Annotated in this window: 12 protein-coding genes; 6 read left to right on the forward strand and 6 right to left on the reverse strand. The window is 64.7% G+C overall.

The features are described 5' to 3' along the window. Nucleotides 1-2585 (reverse strand): FAD-binding and (Fe-S)-binding domain-containing protein (locus VMX79_12130; protein ID HUV87845.1); only part of this gene is annotated, 2585 nt, incomplete at its 3' end. 40 nt (nt 2586-2625) lie between these two features. Then, entirely contained in the window at nt 2626-2991 is a 366-nt protein-coding gene (locus VMX79_12135) for a metalloregulator ArsR/SmtB family transcription factor (GenBank protein HUV87846.1), read from the reverse strand. A gap of 446 nt (nt 2992-3437) precedes the next feature. On the opposite strand from VMX79_12135, the gene VMX79_12140 reads away from it, so the two are divergent. The 6 genes from VMX79_12140 (at nt 3438) to VMX79_12165 (ending at nt 8941) form a co-directional block, all read left to right on the forward strand. Next, the gene (locus VMX79_12140) at nt 3438-4361 is read left to right on the forward strand and encodes a hypothetical protein (protein HUV87847.1); all 924 of its coding nucleotides are present in this window, start codon (nt 3438-3440) and stop codon (nt 4359-4361) included. 152 nt (nt 4362-4513) lie between these two features. Beyond that, a complete protein-coding gene (locus VMX79_12145) occupies nt 4514-4918 on the forward strand; it encodes a hypothetical protein (GenBank protein HUV87848.1) in 405 nt (134 codons plus the stop codon). A gap of 29 nt (nt 4919-4947) precedes the next feature. Then, nucleotides 4948-6564, forward strand: coding sequence for a hypothetical protein (locus tag VMX79_12150; GenBank protein HUV87849.1), 1617 nt, complete (start codon nt 4948-4950; stop codon nt 6562-6564). Then, the gene (locus tag VMX79_12155; protein ID HUV87850.1) at nt 6483-7970 is read left to right on the forward strand and encodes a radical SAM protein; all 1488 of its coding nucleotides are present in this window, start codon (nt 6483-6485) and stop codon (nt 7968-7970) included. The genes VMX79_12150 and VMX79_12155 overlap by 82 nt, the downstream gene beginning before the upstream one ends. 17 nt (nt 7971-7987) lie before the next feature. Then, on the forward strand, nt 7988-8743 hold the full coding sequence (locus VMX79_12160) for a methyltransferase domain-containing protein (protein HUV87851.1): 756 nt from the start codon (nt 7988-7990) through the stop codon (nt 8741-8743). A gap of 36 nt (nt 8744-8779) precedes the next feature. Then, entirely contained in the window at nt 8780-8941 is a 162-nt protein-coding gene (locus tag VMX79_12165; protein HUV87852.1) for a hypothetical protein, read from the forward strand. 68 nt (nt 8942-9009) lie between these two features. On the opposite strand, the gene miaB is transcribed toward VMX79_12165, so the two are convergent. The 4 genes from miaB to VMX79_12185 form a co-directional block, all read right to left on the reverse strand. Continuing rightward, the gene (gene miaB, locus VMX79_12170) at nt 9010-10284 is read right to left on the reverse strand and encodes a tRNA (N6-isopentenyl adenosine(37)-C2)-methylthiotransferase MiaB (GenBank protein HUV87853.1); all 1275 of its coding nucleotides are present in this window, start codon (nt 10282-10284) and stop codon (nt 9010-9012) included. A gap of 74 nt (nt 10285-10358) precedes the next feature. Beyond that, the gene (locus VMX79_12175) at nt 10359-11132 is read right to left on the reverse strand and encodes a prepilin peptidase (GenBank protein HUV87854.1); all 774 of its coding nucleotides are present in this window, start codon (nt 11130-11132) and stop codon (nt 10359-10361) included. 51 nt (nt 11133-11183) lie between these two features. Beyond that, nucleotides 11184-13049 carry a POTRA domain-containing protein gene (locus VMX79_12180; protein HUV87855.1) on the reverse strand — a complete coding sequence of 622 codons (1866 nt, stop codon included), beginning with the start codon at nt 13047-13049 and terminating at the stop codon, nt 11184-11186. Beyond that, nucleotides 13049-16501 carry a hypothetical protein gene (locus VMX79_12185; protein HUV87856.1) on the reverse strand — a complete coding sequence of 1151 codons (3453 nt, stop codon included), beginning with the start codon at nt 16499-16501 and terminating at the stop codon, nt 13049-13051. The genes VMX79_12180 and VMX79_12185 overlap by 1 nt, the downstream gene beginning before the upstream one ends. Between the last annotated feature and the right edge of the window lie 11 nt (nt 16502-16512).

The following is a 16512-nucleotide window of genomic DNA, read 5'->3' on the forward strand; positions in this document are numbered from 1 at the left end:
GCCGAGGCGGCGTAGCGCGCGAGGTCCACCACCTCCACCGGCACGTCCTTCTTGTCGGCGCTCACGCGCAGCTGGAACTCGCAGCACGGGCACAGCGCCAGGACCTTTTCCGCACCGACCTCGAGCGCCTCGTCCAGCCTCGTCTTGCCGACCTCCGCGGCTATCGGCGGGTCTTTTATAAGCGTGAGGACCGAGCCGCAGCAGTGGGCGTCTTCGCGGTTGTACGGCATCTCGACGAAGTCGGCCTGCGGGATCGCGGCAATCAAATCGCGCGGCGCGTCGTACACGCCCGAGACGCGGCCTATGTGGCAGGAGTCGTGCCAGGTAACCTTTTCCTTCGGCGCGCCGGCGTCGTCGAAGGCGAAGCCGCCTTTTATCTTCTCCGCCGCCACCTCGCTGTAGTGCCGGCACGTTATGTCGTAATCGATTCCCAGCTTCTCGGCCCACTGCGGGTAGACGCGGCGCCACATCATGTCGCAGGCCGGGCAGGACGTTATGACCGTGTCGGCGCCGGCGGCCTTGACCGCCGCTATGTTCTTTTTCATTATCTCGACGAAGACGTCCCACAGGCCCGCCACGAGCATCGGCGTGCCGCAGCAGCTCTCTTCCTCGGCCAGATAGGTGAAATCCTCGCCCAGCTCGTCGAGCAGGCGGACGCCGGCCTGGCCGATGTCGTGCTCGACGTAGCTCGCGGTGCAGCCGGCGAAGTAGACGTTTTCGGATTCGCGGCCCGGGCCGTGTTTTTCGAGCAGGTCGTCCGGGAACCAGGCGGCGCGGTCCTTGCGGTAGCCGGCCCAGATGTCGCCCTGGGAGCGGAGCGCCGCGGCCATCATCTCGAACGGCGGGAACGTCATCCGCTTATCCTCATCTATAAGCTTGCCGCGCAGCTTCATCCAGGAGGGCTCGATGGGCAGCGCCGCGGAGCAGCGGCGGTTGCACAGCTCGCACGTCGTGCACACCAGGATGGTGTCCACCATGAACTGGTTCCACTCCTCCCGGCCCTCCATGTATTCGCGCAGCCAGTACCACTTGCCGCGCGGGCTTTGGCTCTCCCAGCCGCGGCCGTAGAACTGGTCGCACTCGTCGATGCAGTAGCCGCACTGCGAACAGCCGTACGCGTACCACGCGACGTCCGCGGGGATGCCGCGCACGTCCCCCTCGGGCCGCTCGCCCACCGTCGTTATGACGTGGTTCCCGAACGGCCTCACCATCGGCTCGACTATCGCCGCCGCCGCGAGCGCCGTGCCCGCTGCGCCCCGCCCCACGACCTTGGATGGGTTGAACAGCTTCCGGGGGTCCACTTCTTTTTTGAATTTCTTTAAACGGGAGGCGCGGCCCGCGCCGAGGATTTCGTCGGCCTTGGAGGCGAAGTACAGGCCGGTGCCGTAGGGACGGCCGCCGTGGCGCGCGGCGACCTTCATCACCGTGAGGACCAGGCCGAAGACGAAGTTGTACGTGAACTTACGCTGGTCGCTGGGGATGAAGCCGAGGATGACGACCTCCGGCTCGCCGTCGCGCCCTTCGCGGATGACGACGCCCTCTTTTACCACCGGTTGGTTGACTTTTTCCTCGACCTCGCTCATAACGTCGCCGAGGGCCGAGAGCGGGACGACGATCTCCGCCGGTACGAGCGACGGCCCGAGCCGTTTGACGACCATCAGCTTGAAGCGATGTTCCCACTCGTGGCGGGCTATCTTGTCGCTGAGGACCTCCGCCTCGCAGAGCTTAATCGTCTCCTCCAGCTTCGCGCGGACGTCGTCGGCGTCGCGCTTCCGGAACGCCAGCGTCATGACGTAGGCCGCCGGGAGCAGTACGCGCTCCTCGAGCGGGCGACCGTAGTGCTCCATAAGCGGCGCGCGGTTCTTCATTTCGGCCATCGCCGGGTTGATGAACATCACCGACCATACGGGGATTTCCTCCGCGACGAGCGACGCCAACAGCCGCTGCAGGTCGTGGGCGTCCGGGCAGCCGACCGCGACGACGTCCAGGGCCTCGAGCGGCATTACCTGGACCGTCACCTGCGTTATAAAGCCGGTGATGCCCTCGGCGTCGGCCACGAGCTCCAGGTCCTCGCGCGCGAACTCGCGCACCTCGCCGTCCGGCAGTACGACGCGCGCGCTGACGACGTTGTCCCGGACCCAGCCGTACTCGTACGAGCCGATGCCGGCGCCCCCCTGCGCGAGCCAACCCGCGACGGTGGACGACGGGTAACTGGTTGGGTAGAGGCGGAGGGTCAGGCCGGTCTTGGCGAGCTCGCGGTCGAGCTTCTCCCACGTCACGCCGGCCTCGGCCGTCGCCGTCTGCTCCTCGGCGTCGACGTTGACGACGTTTCGCATCCGGTAGAAATCGACCACGACGCCCTGTTTCACGGGGATGGCGCCGCCGTAACCCGACGTGGCTTTCCCGCGGGGCGTCAGCGGCACGCCTTCCCGAACGGCCCAGCGTACGAGCTCGACGAGCTCGGCCTCGTCCGCCGGCTGGACCACCGCCGCCGGCGTCGTGTCGCCGATGAGCGGTTTGAACAGGCTCGGCATGGCCGCGATATCGTGGCCGTAGAGCTTCCGCTCCGTCGGGTCGAAGTTCACGCGCGCGCCGAACGTCTCTTCGAGGTACCGGCGCTGTTTTTTATTTAGGTTTCGCGCGGCGGTTTCCTCTCTCCTTGTACAAGTTCTTAAATTCCTCGTACATCGTTCCCTGGTCCGAAAGGACCGACAGCAGAACGTCCCGCATGATATCGAAGGCTTCGTATATCCGCGGGAACTTGATGGAATAGTAAATTTTCTGGCCGTCGCGCCGCACCGACACCACCGCGGCCTTGCGCAGCATGGCGAGATGGGCGGAGACGTTGGCCTTGGTGCTGTCCACACCTTCGCACAGTTCGCCCGCCGATTTCTCGCCGCGCCTAAGCTCATCCAGGATGTGTAACCGTACGGGGTGAGTTAATATCCTACAGAGGTCGCTCTCGCTCTGGTATAACTTTTTTCTGTCCATCCGCTGCCTTTCTTATATCCGTTTATTTAAGACATTTTTTAACTATATATATATTTAACATAATTCGGGGGTTAAGTCAAGTAAAGTAGTCATATATTTTCCCGGCTCGCTTCCGGGGCCGGGGGTGGCGCGTGGCGACGACTTTCGGTGGCCGCGGCCGCGCCGCGCGGGACGCTAAAGGGTTCGCTTCGTACGGGGGGGCTCCCGGCGTTTGACGTTCCCGCGGTAACCTGCAGGCGCGTGGTATCCGCCGACAACGTCGCCGCCGTAGGGTAGGGAGCGGTGGAGGTTTCGGTCGGTTGTGACGGATTCGCGTCCGGGGAGGGAGGGCGTACGCGTCGGTTATTGATTAGCGAACCAACCAAAAAAACCTTGACAAGGATAACATATTGTTATTAAAATGATTTGGGATATGGATACGAGGCGGCTTGAAAGGAGCAGGGCCCATGGCCGAGGAAATAGAGGACCCCATCGAGGCGATCAAGAGGCGGAACGAGGAACGCGCGCGGCGGCTTAAAGAGAGGATCGCGAGCGGGGAGTTCGATAAATTCGAGACTCCTCTCGAAGAAGTCGACGAATCGGTGGCCTCCGGCCCGGAAGCTATCGAGGCCCCGGAAAGCGACTTCGACTTGAGCTCTTTCCCCGCGCCGCCCGAACCTGCGGCGATTCCCTTGGACGACGAGAGAGCGGTGACGGAGCCGCTCGAGGCGCCTTCTATTGCGCCGCCCGAGATGCCGCCGGAGTTCGGACCTCCGGCCGAAGCCTTGGCCGAGCCGCCGCTCGTCGAGGAGCCGGGCGAAAAAGCGTTCGCCGGGCTGGAATTGACGGAGCTCGACCTGGAGGGAATGGGCGAAGTAATAGCGCCCCGGCCGTGGGATACCGCCGAAGTCCCCGCCTTTGAAGCTGTCGCGCCGCCGGTGGAAGAAGAGTTCCCGTTCGAGATGGTCCCGCCCGGCCTCGAGATAGAGGTCGAAACCGGCGCCGAAGCGGTGCTCGAGGAGATAGCGGGACCGCCCTTCGAGGAGGAAATAGTCGCCGCAGCACAACCGGCCGCGGTGAGCGAGCCTGCTTTGAGGGAGGAAGAGGCCGAAGCGATTAAAGCGACGATAGAGGAAGAGCTCCGCGAAATACCGCCCGCGGCGCCGCCGATGCCGCCCCGGCCCAAGGAAGTCCCGGTCGGCGTGGCGGCCGAAGTTACGCCCGAACCTGGGCCTCCGGCAGCGGTGGAACCGGTCGTCGAAGAGGAAGCCGAAATATTTATCGGAATCGGCGTCAAGGGCAATAAAGTCCGTATTGAGCGGCGTAATATCACGCTCGCCGCCGCGATCGACCTCTTCAAATCGATAATCGACCGCTACCAGAACAGGTAAAACCCCCGTTTTACCGCGAAGATAAACCCCCGCAGCCGCGGGGGTTTTGATTTGGACTTCGCCGGGACGAATTATACTTGCAATCGACAATTAGATACTATATTATTACGCAATAAACGCAACTCAGGTCATAAATACGGCGGCTTTTGACGATGAAATTGAGCGGCTGCATATTCGGCGTGCCGATGGTGGTTTTGGCGCTGGTGGTTATATTTTTCGGCGTCCTGTGGATAATGTCCTCCACCGCCCCCGAGGCCGGCGGCCGGAGCGGCAGCCGGTTAGGCGGGGGCGTATGCCTCAACGTCATCGGCCTGTTGCTCATCGCCGGCGCCGGCGTGTTGATGTATCGTTCCTACAAGAAGTACCAGGCCGAGAAGCCGCAGACCATCGTCCAACAAATAGATTTAACCGGAGACCTGTCGCTGGAGGAGCTGAAGTGCCGCGCCTGCGGCGCCACCCTCGCCAAGGATAATATCGACGTTAAGGCCGGGGCCGTGGTAGTAACCTGCCCTTATTGCGGGACGTCGTACGAGATCGAAGAGGAGCCGAAGTGGTGACGGACCCTCGCCGCCCGCGGTTAAAAGCTGTGAGCCTTGGGTGCGGCGCGATAATAGCTTTGTCTTGGGCCGCGGCCGTAGCGCCTTCGCCCGTCGCGGCGCAGGATTACTACTTCGAGGTCCCGCGCGAGGTCGTAACCGTAACCGTAAACCCGGACTCCTCGTTCGACATCGACTACAAGATAACCTTCCGCAATACCGCCGCCGGCGACCCCATAGACATCGTCGACGTAGGCTTCCCGTCCAACGATTACGACCTCGACTCCATAATCGCCGACATCGACGGCCATCCGCTGTATACTATAAGGCTCTCCGAGTACGTCGACGTCGGCGTCGAGATACCGCTCTCCGGGTACGAAATCGAATCCGGCGACGCGGCGACGCTCCACGTCCACGGCCGCAACTACCATATGGTCTTCGAGGACTCGGCCGACGAGGCGTACGCGTCGGCCGTCTTCAGTCCCACCTGGTTCGGCTCCGATTTCACCACCGGCTCGAGCCACCTCACGATGGCCTTCGTCTTCCCGCCGGGGGTGACGGGGGAGCAAACGCGCTGGCACGAGGACGAGGGCGGCGAGCCGACGCAGCTGTTCGTAAAGGAAGGCCGCGTCCATTACGTCTGGGATTGGCAGCAAGCGTCGCCGTCGGAGCAGTATTATTTCGGCATATCGTTCCCCCGCGACGCGGTGGCCGAGGTGCGGTCGCCCCCCCGCTTCGAGTGGCTGGGCGACCTATTCGCCGGCCTCGTCGGCCTCGGGACGCAATTCTGCGGCTGCTTGATCCCGATTACTATTTTCGTCCTAATCGCGGTATTCGGCGTGATCAACAAAAGGCGCCGGCGCATGAGGTACCTGCCGCCCAAGGCCAAGGTCGAAGGGGTGGGCATAAAGCGCGGCCTTACGGCCCCCGAGGCCGCGATCCTGATGGAGCGGCCGTTGAACGCGATTCTTACCCTGGTCCTCTTCGGTTTGATTAAGAAGGGCGCGCTCTCCATAGTCGCTCAAGAACCGCTGAAGTTCAAGACGCTTCCTTTTAAAGAGAACGGCTTGAGGCCCTACGAGAAGGAGTTCGTCGCCGCGGTCGGGAAAGACGGTACCCTGGGCGAGAAGAAGCTCCAGGATATGCTGGTGTCGCTGATTAAGGCGGTGGAGAAGAAGATGAAGGGCTTCTCTCACCGCGAGACCGTCGAGTACTACCGCAAGATCGTGAAGACCGCCTGGCGGTTGGTGGAAGAGGCCGGCACCCCCGACGTCAAGGTCGAAGAATTCACGAACGGTCTGGAGTGGACGATGCTCGACGACGACTTCGAGGGGCGCGCGCGGACCGTCTTCGTGGGCTACAACGTGCTGGCCCCCGTGTGGTGGGGGCGCGCGGCGCCGGCGCCCGCGGCCGGGGCCAAGGGCGTTTCGCTCGATATGCCCACCCTCCCCGGCGCCAGTTTCGCTAACGCGGTCGTAACGCGGGTGGAGGGCATCGCGAACGGCGTGGTGTCAAAGGTGGAATCTTTCACCGGCAAAGTTACGGCGACCACCAACCCGCCGCCCGTGAGGTCGTCGGGCGGAGGGTGGAGCGGCGGCGGCAGCAGCTGCGCCTGCGCCTGCGCGTGCGCCGGGTGCGCCTGCGCTTGCGCCGGCGGCGGCCGCTAGGGCAGGCACTCCTCCAGTACTACAGTGGGATATTAATGGGTATCGGAAAGAAGATATACGATAAGTTCCTGGCGAAGCAAACGCCGCTCGAGGCGGGGATATACCACCTCCGGCGGGACGACGCCGAGTTCCAGGCTCGCCTTCACCTCCGCCTGAACCCGGGGGGCGAAGGTATATTGATGATAAACGCCGCCCGCATCCTGCACCTCAACCAGACCGGCGCCGAAATGGCGCGCTACATCCTCGAGGAGTGGCCCGACGACCGCATCGTCAAGACGATGGCCAGGCGCTACCGCGTCGGCAAAAAGGAGCTGGCGGAAGACCTCCGCCGCCTGCGGGAGACGATCGAGATGATGGCGCGGGGCGACGAGCGATGCCCCATATCGTACCTGGGCGCCGAGCGCGTCGACCCCTTCACCATCGACGTCGACGTGCCCTACCGGATGGACATAGCGCTCGCGTACGGGTGCGACAACGCCTGCGCCCACTGCTACAACGAGACGCCGCGCGCGGGCGGGGCGCTGGGTACCGAGGACTTCAAGCGCGTCATCGCCAAGGTGTGGGGGCTCGGCATACCGCACGTATGTTTCACCGGCGGCGAGCCCACGCAGCACCCGGACCTGGTGGAGTTGGTGGAATACGCCGAGGAGTTGGGCGTCGTCACCGGCCTTTTGACCAACGGCCGCAAGCTGAAGGACGCCGACTACATGGACGCGCTGGCCGCGGCGGGCCTCGACCACGTCCAGATAACCATACACTCCTCGGTGCCCGAGACCCACGACAAGATGGTGGGCGCGGCCGGCGCTTTCAACGAGACCGTCGCCGGCATCGAGAACGCCGTGGCCGGCCCGGTATACCTGCTGACCAACACGACGCTCACCACCGAAAACGTCGGCGACGTGGAGGAGCTGGTGGCGTTTTTGGCGACGTTGGGCGTCGAGCACGTGGCGGCTAACGGCCTCATCAACTCCGGCGGCGCGCGCGACGTCGACATCGGCATTCCGGAGAGCGCGCTCGGGCCCATACTCAGCCGCTTCACCGCGGCCTGCGCCGCCAACGACATGACTTTTTTATGGTATACGCCGACGCAGTACTGCCGCTTCAACCCGCTGACGATGGACCTGGGCGTCAAACAGTGCACCGCGGCCAAGTACAACATGTGCGTCGAGCCCAACGGCGACGTCATACCGTGCCAGTCGTTCTACCAGCCTTTGGGGAATATACTCGAGGACGATTGGGACACGATATTCAATCACGAATTGGCTCGCGAAATCCGCGACCGGGAGTACGCGCCCGCCCGCTGCCGGGAGTGTCCGGATTTAGAAATATGCGGCGCCGGGTGCCCGCTGTCGGTTAAGCACGAGAGGGTTTTCTGTTGCCCGGACGCCGCGTCCAACGCGGCGTGACGCGGGGGGGATGAGCGATAGCAAACGACGCCGGCCCGTACCTTACGCCCGACGAGGAAGTCCGCCAGGCGGCGTGGTACGAGGCGCACCGGCGCGAGCTCTACCGGCAGCTCGGCTTCCGACGGCTCGAGCGAATATTGGAGGTGGGCTGCGGCAGCGGCGTCGTAACCGCGGAGCTGGCGGCGCGCGCGACCGGAATAGCGGTGGGGATTGATAGGAGACCCGAACCGCTAACGGCGGCGCGCGGCCGGGGGAGCGGCGCGGCCTTCGTAGCCGCCGACGCCGCGGCGCTGCCCTTCCGCGACGGCGTCTTCGACGCGGCGGCGGGGGCGTTCGTGATAACGTGGCTGGCCGAACCGGCGGCCTTTCTGCGGGAAGCAGGGAGGGTTTTAAAGAGCGGGGGTTTGTACGTCGCGTTGGCGGAGCCGGATTACGAGGGCGCCATAGACTATCCGCCGGCGGCCTCGAGCCGCGACTCCGTCGTGGAGGCGGTGCGGCGGCGCGGCGGCGACTCGGCCGCCGGGCGGAAGCTTCCGGCTCTGTTGAGCGGCGCCGGCTTCGAGGTCTTCCGCTTCGGCGTATTGAACTCGGCGTGGACGGCTTCCCGTTGGGCCGAGGAGGAGGAAGAAGAGGTTAAACTTTTGGAGAGGTTGGTCGGCGCGGACGGCGGGCGGCTGCAGGCTGTGGCGCGGGCGCGCCGGGCGGCGATATCGAGAGGAGAACGTTGTTACTTTTTACCCATATTCTTCGCGGCGGCTAGAAAAGCCAGTTGAGGAGTTAACGGTAACCAAGACAAGGCGAGGTAATCTATGGCGACGTTGCTTTTCGTGATATTTCGGTTGGTCCACTTAATCGCACTACCTCACCCGCAGAGCGAGCTGCTCATCGTCTGTCAACTCCTGGCCGTGGATACCATCTCGGCGGCGATTATCCTACACGCGTTACTGACGCGGCGGGCGAGGAAGGGATAGCGCCCCTTTCGGGGCTCGAGTTGGACTCGGCAAAGCCGGCGTCGTGGCGGAGCGCTTCGCGGGTTCGGTCACGGCGCCGGCTCGCCTCTTAGCGTCCACGACGAGGCTCCCGTAATTTTTAGGCGTACGAATTCGCCCGGGCGCGCCCGGCCCGCGAAGTTGACGATTTTATTTTCGCTCAACCGGGCGGCGTATTCGTCGGCTTTCTTGCGACTCGGGCCTTCCACTAAGGCGAGTTTTTCGCTCCCCACCATCCCTTCGTTAATTTCCAACGCAATAGCGCGTTGCCGCGCGCCGACGGTTTGGAGGCGGCGCACTTTTTCGGGGCGGGGCACGTCGTCGGCCAGCGCCGCGGCCGCGGTCCCGGCTCGAGGCGAGTACATGAATACGTACGCGCTGTCGTAGCGTACGCGTTCGACGACGCCGAGCGTCGCCTCGAAGTCGCCCTCCGTCTCGCCGGGGAAGCCGACCAGTATGTCCGTCGTCAGGCAGATCCCCGGAACGGCCTTCCGCACCTTCGAGACGACGTCGAGGTAGCGGGCGATGTCGTAGTCCCGGTTCATCGCGCGCAATACGGCGTCCGAGCCGCTCTGCAGCGGCAGGTGAAGATGGCGGGCGACGTTGCGGCACCGGCCGAGCGCGGCCGCTGTTTCGTCGTCGACGTCGCGGGGGTGGTTGGTGGTAAAGCGCAGGAAGACGCCGTCGCACAGCGCGTCGACTGTCGCGAGGAGCTCCGCGAAGGACGTGTCGCCGTACCGGTACGAGTTTACGTTTTGGCCTATGAGCGTAATGTCTTTAAAACCGGCTCCGACCAGCTCTTCCACCTCGCGCAGCACGTCGTCGACCGGGCGGTAAATTTCCGGGCCGCGGGCGTACGGCACGACGCAGTAGGCGCAGAAGTTATTGCAGCCGCGCATGATAGATACGTTGGCTCGAGGCCAGCTCGCCCGCCGGAGCGGCGCGCCGTCGGGCCGCGGCGGCGCGGCCGTAACGCGGATGGCCGCAACCGTCGCCGGGACGCCTTCCAGGTTCGTCGTCCCGAACGTGAAGTCGACGTGGGGGCACGCGCTTTCGATAACGGCCTTTTCGACCGCGGGCCAGCAGCCGCCGACGCCGATGACGATTCCCGGCTTGCCCTTCTTGTACCGCGCGAGCGACGTGATGCGGCCCAGCGCCCGGGCCGTGGCCGACTCCCGTACGGCGCAGGTGTATACCAGGACGACGTCGGCGACTTCGCCCGGGGGCGCGGGCCGGTAGCCGGCCTCCTCCATTATGCCGGCCAGCTTCTCGCCGTCGTAGTCGTTCATCTGGCAGCCGTATACTATGAGCTCGTAAGTACCCACATTGACTTCCCGTTAAAATTTAACCGGCGTACGCGGTGGTGAGTAATTAAAACGCGCACGGCCGTCTTTCACCGCTAGCGGATGCGGAAGTACCAGGATGTTATGTCGGCGCGGTAGAAAGCCAACGCCAACGCCGCGGCCAGGACCGCGAACCCGAAGGCCGTTTCCGGGTCGCCGCCGAACACGCGGCGGGCGACCAACGGTAGGACCAACGCCGCGACCGCCGCCGCGGCCAGGACGAACAACGCGCTCTGCCATCCCAGGAAGACGCCGGCCAGCGCCACGCACGCGATTTGGCGTTCGGCGCCGCGGGCGTTCTCGGAGAAGAGGCCGCGGCCGGGACGCGCGACCAACAACAAACCGCCCCCTACGACGCCCCCGACGAGGGCGCCGGCGGGAGTAGGAGCCCCGGGGAGGAAAGATAACGCCAGGCCGGCGGCGAGCGCCGGCAAATAGAGCTGCGGCACCAGGACGCCGTAGCGGAAGTCTACCCAATAATTCAAAAGGAAGAAGAAGCAGAACGCGAACGTCGTCGCGAACGCGAAGGAAAAGCCGTAGTAGTAGAACGCCAGCGCCGCGACGGCGCCGCCCGCCGCCTCCAGCAGGACGAGGTTTTTATGGTAGCGGAAGCCGCAGCCCGGGCACCGGCCTCGCAATAATGGGTACCATAATATGGGCAGCATCCACACGCGCCGTTCCGCCCGGCCGCAAGAGGGGCAGGCCGGCGGCAGCGTCACGTGGAAGCGGCCGCCCGGGCCCCGGCGTACGACGAGGTGGTAGAAGTTACCGGCGAACGCGCCGACGAAGAAGGCCGCGGCCACTCCTAATATCTGGGAAAGGCGCACCATAACGGTTGAATATTAAGAAATGAAACACCTGCCGACAAGGGCTTTCGACCGTTAAAACTCCTGCGTGATGGAGACGTGGATTTTGCCGTCGAGGGGGCCGTCGCCGGCGGCCAGGCCGTAATCGACGCCGTACGTTCCGACGGCCGTCGCCGCCCGGAAGCCGCCGCCGTAACCCACGCTTAGCCCTTCGTCGAACGTCTTCTCGGTTTTGAGGTGGCGGTAGGCCGCGTCGACGAAGAGGAACAGCCTGTTGCCGCGGCCGGTCAAGAAGCGATACTCGACGGTCGCGAGCGCTTGGCGGTCCGTTAGGAACTGCTCCTCTTTGAAACCGCGGAGGTCGGCGTACCCGCCCAGCGGGAAAACTTCGTCCAGGCTCGTTCGCTGCGAGACGAAGCCCTGAACGCGGCCTCGCGCCGCGAGGACCTGGTTGCGGGTCGTGGACCAAAAGCGCCAGGCGTCGAGCTCGAGCCGCGGCACCCTTTCCCGGAAGCGGTCGGCCAGGTATTCCTTTACGCCGAGCTCCAGCCGGCCGTGCGCCTGCCAACCCCGGCGCGGGTTGTCGAAGTAGTCGCGGCTGTCGTACGTTGCCCACGTGAAGACTTTGTACTTCCGGCTCGCGCTTTCTTTCCACACCCGGTCGAAGCCGCCGCCCGCCGCCACCGTCAGGTCCACGAGGGGATGAGTACCCAGGGCGAGCTCGCCGGTCGCCTTCCGGTACGTTACCCGCTCTTTATACAGGCCGCTCGGTTGCGCGAAGAGGTCGACGCCCCCGATCCACGGTTCGTAGTACGTTGCCGCGGCGTCGGTCGATTCGACGGCCAGGCGGCGGTAGCGGGCGTCTAGCTCCCGGCCTGTGCCGGCGAGGTTGGCGAGGCGCGCGTCGAGCTCGCCGATCAGGGCCGCGGCGGTTTCGCCTTCCGCGGGCTCGTACGCCAACGCGCCGGTCACGCGGTACGTCGGCCGTTCCACTACCGTTACGCGAAGGCGGCCCGCACCGGCGTCGACCAGTTCGATGTCAGGCTCGGCCTCGAAGTATTTTAGGTTATATATCCGCCGCGCGCTCTTACGCAGGCGCTCGACGTCGTAGGGTTCGCCCGGAACGGCCAGGAGCTCGTGGCGGATAACGCCGTCGCGGGTCCTGCGGTTGCCGACGATATCTATGGCGGTTACGGTTACCTTGCCGCCCGGTTCGACGATTACGTCGAAGTCTATCTCTTTGTAACGCTCGGCGATCTCGAAAGCGCGGGGGCGGGCCGAGGCCGTGGGATAACCGCGCTCGCGGTAGTAGTCTATTATGCTAAGGAGGTCGCGCGCCAGCGTCCGCTCGTGCAAGGGTTTGCCGGGCCGGGTCTCCAGTTTATCGCGTATCGCCTCCTCGTCCCGGGGGCGGACGCCGACGAGGTGGATTTCGCCCGCGGCGTACCGCTCGCCCGCGCGAACGGCGACGGCGACGTCCACCCGTCTCTCGCCGGCGTCGGTTACGGCGTATTCCGCTTCGGCGCGCAGGTATCCCCGGCCCGCCAGTTCGGCCAGCAGCGCGATTAAACCCTCCCGGAGGTCGGGCGGCGACGGCGGGTCGCCCGGGCCGAACGGAACGAACGCGGCCGCCTCGTCGCGACTGAGCGGCGATTCGTTGTCCACATCCAGCGTAGCGACGCGGTATTGCGTACCCTCCGATATCGTTAATGTCGGCGGACGGCCTTTTTCCGCGGTCAGCTCGACGCGCGCGTCCAAATATCCGGCGCGCGAGTAGAGCCGCTCGACGGCGCTTACGTCGACGGAGCCGTCGCGATACGCCGCGGCTTCGATTTCGGCGTCGCCGAACGCCGCGTTTCCCTCGAGCGTTAACTCGGCGGAAGCCGGTACGGCCGCCGCGGCGGAAGCGAGTACGACCAGTATGGCCCGGTTCTTTAACATCAGAAATATATGTTCAGGTCGATTCGGCCCCGGTGCCGCGTCACTCCCTCGTCGGGTTTTTTTTCGCCGTCGTACGTGAAGATAAGCGTGACGTATCGACCCACGCCCTTGTTGACGCTGGTTTCCCACTTGTGCGTAACTCCCGGGATGCGCAGCAACGACGTCTCCGACCCGCCGTAGCCCGAGACGTCGTACTGCGTTCGCTCGTACCACGCGTTGGCGACGCCGGACTCCGTAAGGCGGTACGTGGCCTCCGGTTTCACCCTCGTACCCTTGAAGTGGGTCGGCGCGGCGTTGTATTCCTCGTGCCGCCGCGAAACCTCGCCGCGAACCTTAAGGTCGAGCCGGGCGGTGAGGCTGTAGGTAGGTTCCAGGCCGTATATCATCTCCAGGGCTATGGTATTCTCGGGGCGGGGTACGTTCTCCTCCGTTATCGATTCCCATTCCCGTACCCGGTCGACGTCGGCTTGGACCGTCAAGCGCGGCGCCGGTTCGCCGACGACTTCGCCGTAACGGGACGTGCGCCACCGCCGGCGTTGGCGCGACGCGATGGTCCGGTCGAGGTCGTCCTTGACGGAGTAGCGCGCCCGGCCCGTGAGCCGCCGGTTGACGGGCAATAGGGTAAGGGTATAACGTTGTTCCAGGCTGCTGTCGAGGGAGTCCGAGGCCAGGAGATCTTGAAGCGTGGCGACGGCGAAGCGCCGCGGCGACGCGGAGCTGTTACGGGCGTGGAAGTAGAGGTCCGCGGACGCGGCGTCGAGCCACGGGTCGCGCTCGGCGTCTCGGCCGCGCACGTCGTTGAAGCGGTAGGGGAGCACGGCGAGGCTGACGGTGAGGTCCGGCTCGAGAGCGCGGTACGCCCGGCCGGTATACCGGTACCTCTTTATGTAAATAGCGGCCGGGTCGTCCGGGTCGTAGATATAGACGTAGCGGTTCGGGTTTTTGGGGTCCGGTTCGCGGCGGTAGTCGCCGTCGCCGTCCCGGGCGACCTCGAAGATTTCTTCGCGCTCGAGGTCTTGGACGCTGTTGAGCTCGTAACGCGTCCTCAGCGCTAACGCGCGCTCCAGCGGCGTGTAATACAGCTCGAGCAGCGAAAGGTCGGAGTCGACGTCGCCCTCGTCCGCGGAGGCGAAATCCTTTCTAATCTTGGTGTACTCGGCGTTGAGGTCGACCAGGCCGGGGGCGTCGTACGCAGCGGCGGCGTGTTCTTGGTTCTTACGATAGTGCGGTACGAACGTGCGGTCTTCGACCTTTTTGCCGCGGCCTTCGATGTGGCTGAGACGGACCGCCCACCCAACCGCCGGCCGCACGCCGGTCCCCACCTCGAGCTCTTGCTCGAGCGTTCCTTCGTCGGGGGAGTTGTCTATTTCGTAGTCGGCGCGGCGCTTCTTATCGTAAATCCGGACGTACGGGCTAAGCCGCCAGACGGAATAGGAGACCTCGCCGCTCTGCTCGCGTCGCGTATTTTCGTCGTTGGTGAATACGCTTTTAGCTATCGATTGGTCGCCGTGCTCAAGTACCGCGGTATATCGCGGGCCGCGCCGGCGGACGTGGTTGAAGTCGTACGCGACGTGCGGCCAGCGGTCGGGCTCCCAGGTCAGCGAGGTCGCGACCCTTTTACCTCGTTGGTATACGTAACCGTTCGCCGAGAAACCGACGTAGTGTTGGCGTATACCGCCGTACGTTCCGGACGCCGTGAGGGAAGGAACGGGTCGTTCCGTAATCGTCGTCTCGTGAAGGTTGTAGCCTGGAGGGTGGGCCAGGCCGGCGACCTCGTCGTCGAGGTCCCATTGCTGCAGAAACGCGACGGCATCTTCGCGGCCCAGGTTCTGAAAACGCGTGTCCCTGTTCTCCACGACGTGCCGGACTTCGAGCTCCCCCGCGCGTTTGAGCGGCTCGAGCGCGTCGAGGCGAACGGTAGCGGCGGCGGAACCGGCGAGGCCGCTGTTGTCCTGGTCCGTCGACGAGGAGAAGGTGTTGGCGTCGAGGTCGCTCGTCGCACCCTCGGCCTCGACCGTGATGAGGCGCGTCGGAGCGAGGACGGCGTTCACGTCGAAAAGGCTGTGGCGTTTCGGGAAGGGGAGCAGTATCGTCCTCGGCATAAAGTCGCCGTTGCCCGGGCCGACGTAGAGGTATACGTATTTCCCCTCCACCGGGTCCCATTGCCGTGAATATTCCCCCCGGCCCTCGCCGACGTACTCGTATATTATCTCGCCGTTTTCGTCCCGCGCGAGTACGCGCGCGCGTTCCTGGTCGTCGCCGGCGCCCTCCAGCAATTTGCGGTAATAATCGTCGAGGCCGAAGAAGGCGTGGGCGCGGTCGTCCTCCTCGTGCAGGTACAGCGCGCCCACGTTGACGGCGTCCCCGGCGAAGTGGCCTTCGGTTTCGGCGCCGAAGAAGTTGCGTTGGTACTCTTCGGTGGTGTATTGGAAGTCGACGACGATGCGGTCCTCGGCCGAGATGGGACGGCGGACGGTAAAGGTTATCGTCGCGAGGTCGTAGTCGACGATGTAATCGTTGTTCTCGCCCTCTTTGAGTTTCGCGCCGTTCAGCCAGACGGTCTCGGTTCCCGGGAGTATAATAATGTCGTCGTCGTCGCGGGCGGAGAGTTGGTACGGGCCCTGCACGCCGTCGACGCCGTAGAACTCGTTAGTCGCGAAGCGGCCGCGCGCCCGGGCGCCGTAGGCGTCGGCCCGCCAGGTGGGGTAGAAAGCTTCGGCTTTGATGCCGGTGAGCCGTCGTTGGTAATCGGCGAAACGCCGACCGGTGACGGCGGCGTCGTAGTCGCCGAAGGTCCCGGCCAGGTGGCGGCCCTCCACGCGGACGAATATCTTGTCCACGGCTTCTATTTCCTCCGTGGCGCCCCCCTCCTCGAACGGCAGGTCCTGGTCCGATATCTCACCCGTTACCTTTACGTCGCCGACGTTTCCCCGGATGGAAAGGCGGAGGGATTGCGTGAAGGGCTTTCCCTCGAAGTTGCCGGCGGTTACGGTGAAGGTCTTGGAGCCGGTTACGTCCAGCTCCGAGGGCGCGGCCGCGGCCTCCTCGATGCGCTCCAGCGCCTCGGCCTCGCCCTCGCCCTCGAGCGCGGTGCGATAATCCTCGCTCTGCAGGAACGGCAGGTACTCGTACTCGACGACGACGGGGCCGGCGTACGGGGGGGCCGCGAGTACGGTCAAGGTACCGGCGTCGTAGTCGATGCGGTAGTCGCGGCCCCTTTCCCAGACGACGTCGCCGACGCGCACCGTTTCGGAACCGACGAAGAGGAATTTGTGCGGCAGCCCGTAGCCGATGCCGGGCGCGGGCTCCGTTATCTCGAAGGATTCCCGCGCCGCGGCCAGCGTTTCGCGCCACCGCGGCTCTTCCTCGGCGGCGGCGGAAGAAGCGCCCAGCGCGGCCGCGACCAGAAGGCCGGCCGTAGGGAGAAATCGTCTTCGGGAACGTCCTGCCATTATATAAAAAC

Source organism: bacterium (assembly GCA_035529855.1).
Classification (GTDB): domain Bacteria; phylum RBG-13-66-14; class B26-G2; order WVWN01; family WVWN01; genus WVWN01.

Excerpts from the sequence above, each read along its gene's own strand:
- VMX79_12140 (HUV87847.1), top strand. The coding sequence starts at position 3,438 with ATGGCCGAGGAAATAGAGGACCCCATCGAGGCGATCAAGAGGCGGAAC.
- VMX79_12135 (HUV87846.1), bottom strand. The coding sequence starts at position 2,991 with ATGGACAGAAAAAAGTTATACCAGAGCGAGAGCGACCTCTGTAGGATA.
- VMX79_12185 (HUV87856.1), bottom strand. The coding sequence starts at position 16,501 with ATGGCAGGACGTTCCCGAAGACGATTTCTCCCTACGGCCGGCCTTCTG.
- VMX79_12145 (HUV87848.1), top strand. The coding sequence starts at position 4,514 with ATGAAATTGAGCGGCTGCATATTCGGCGTGCCGATGGTGGTTTTGGCG.
- VMX79_12175 (HUV87854.1), bottom strand. The coding sequence starts at position 11,132 with ATGGTGCGCCTTTCCCAGATATTAGGAGTGGCCGCGGCCTTCTTCGTC.
- VMX79_12165 (HUV87852.1), top strand. The coding sequence starts at position 8,780 with ATGGCGACGTTGCTTTTCGTGATATTTCGGTTGGTCCACTTAATCGCA.
- VMX79_12180 (HUV87855.1), bottom strand. The coding sequence starts at position 13,049 with ATGTTAAAGAACCGGGCCATACTGGTCGTACTCGCTTCCGCCGCGGCG.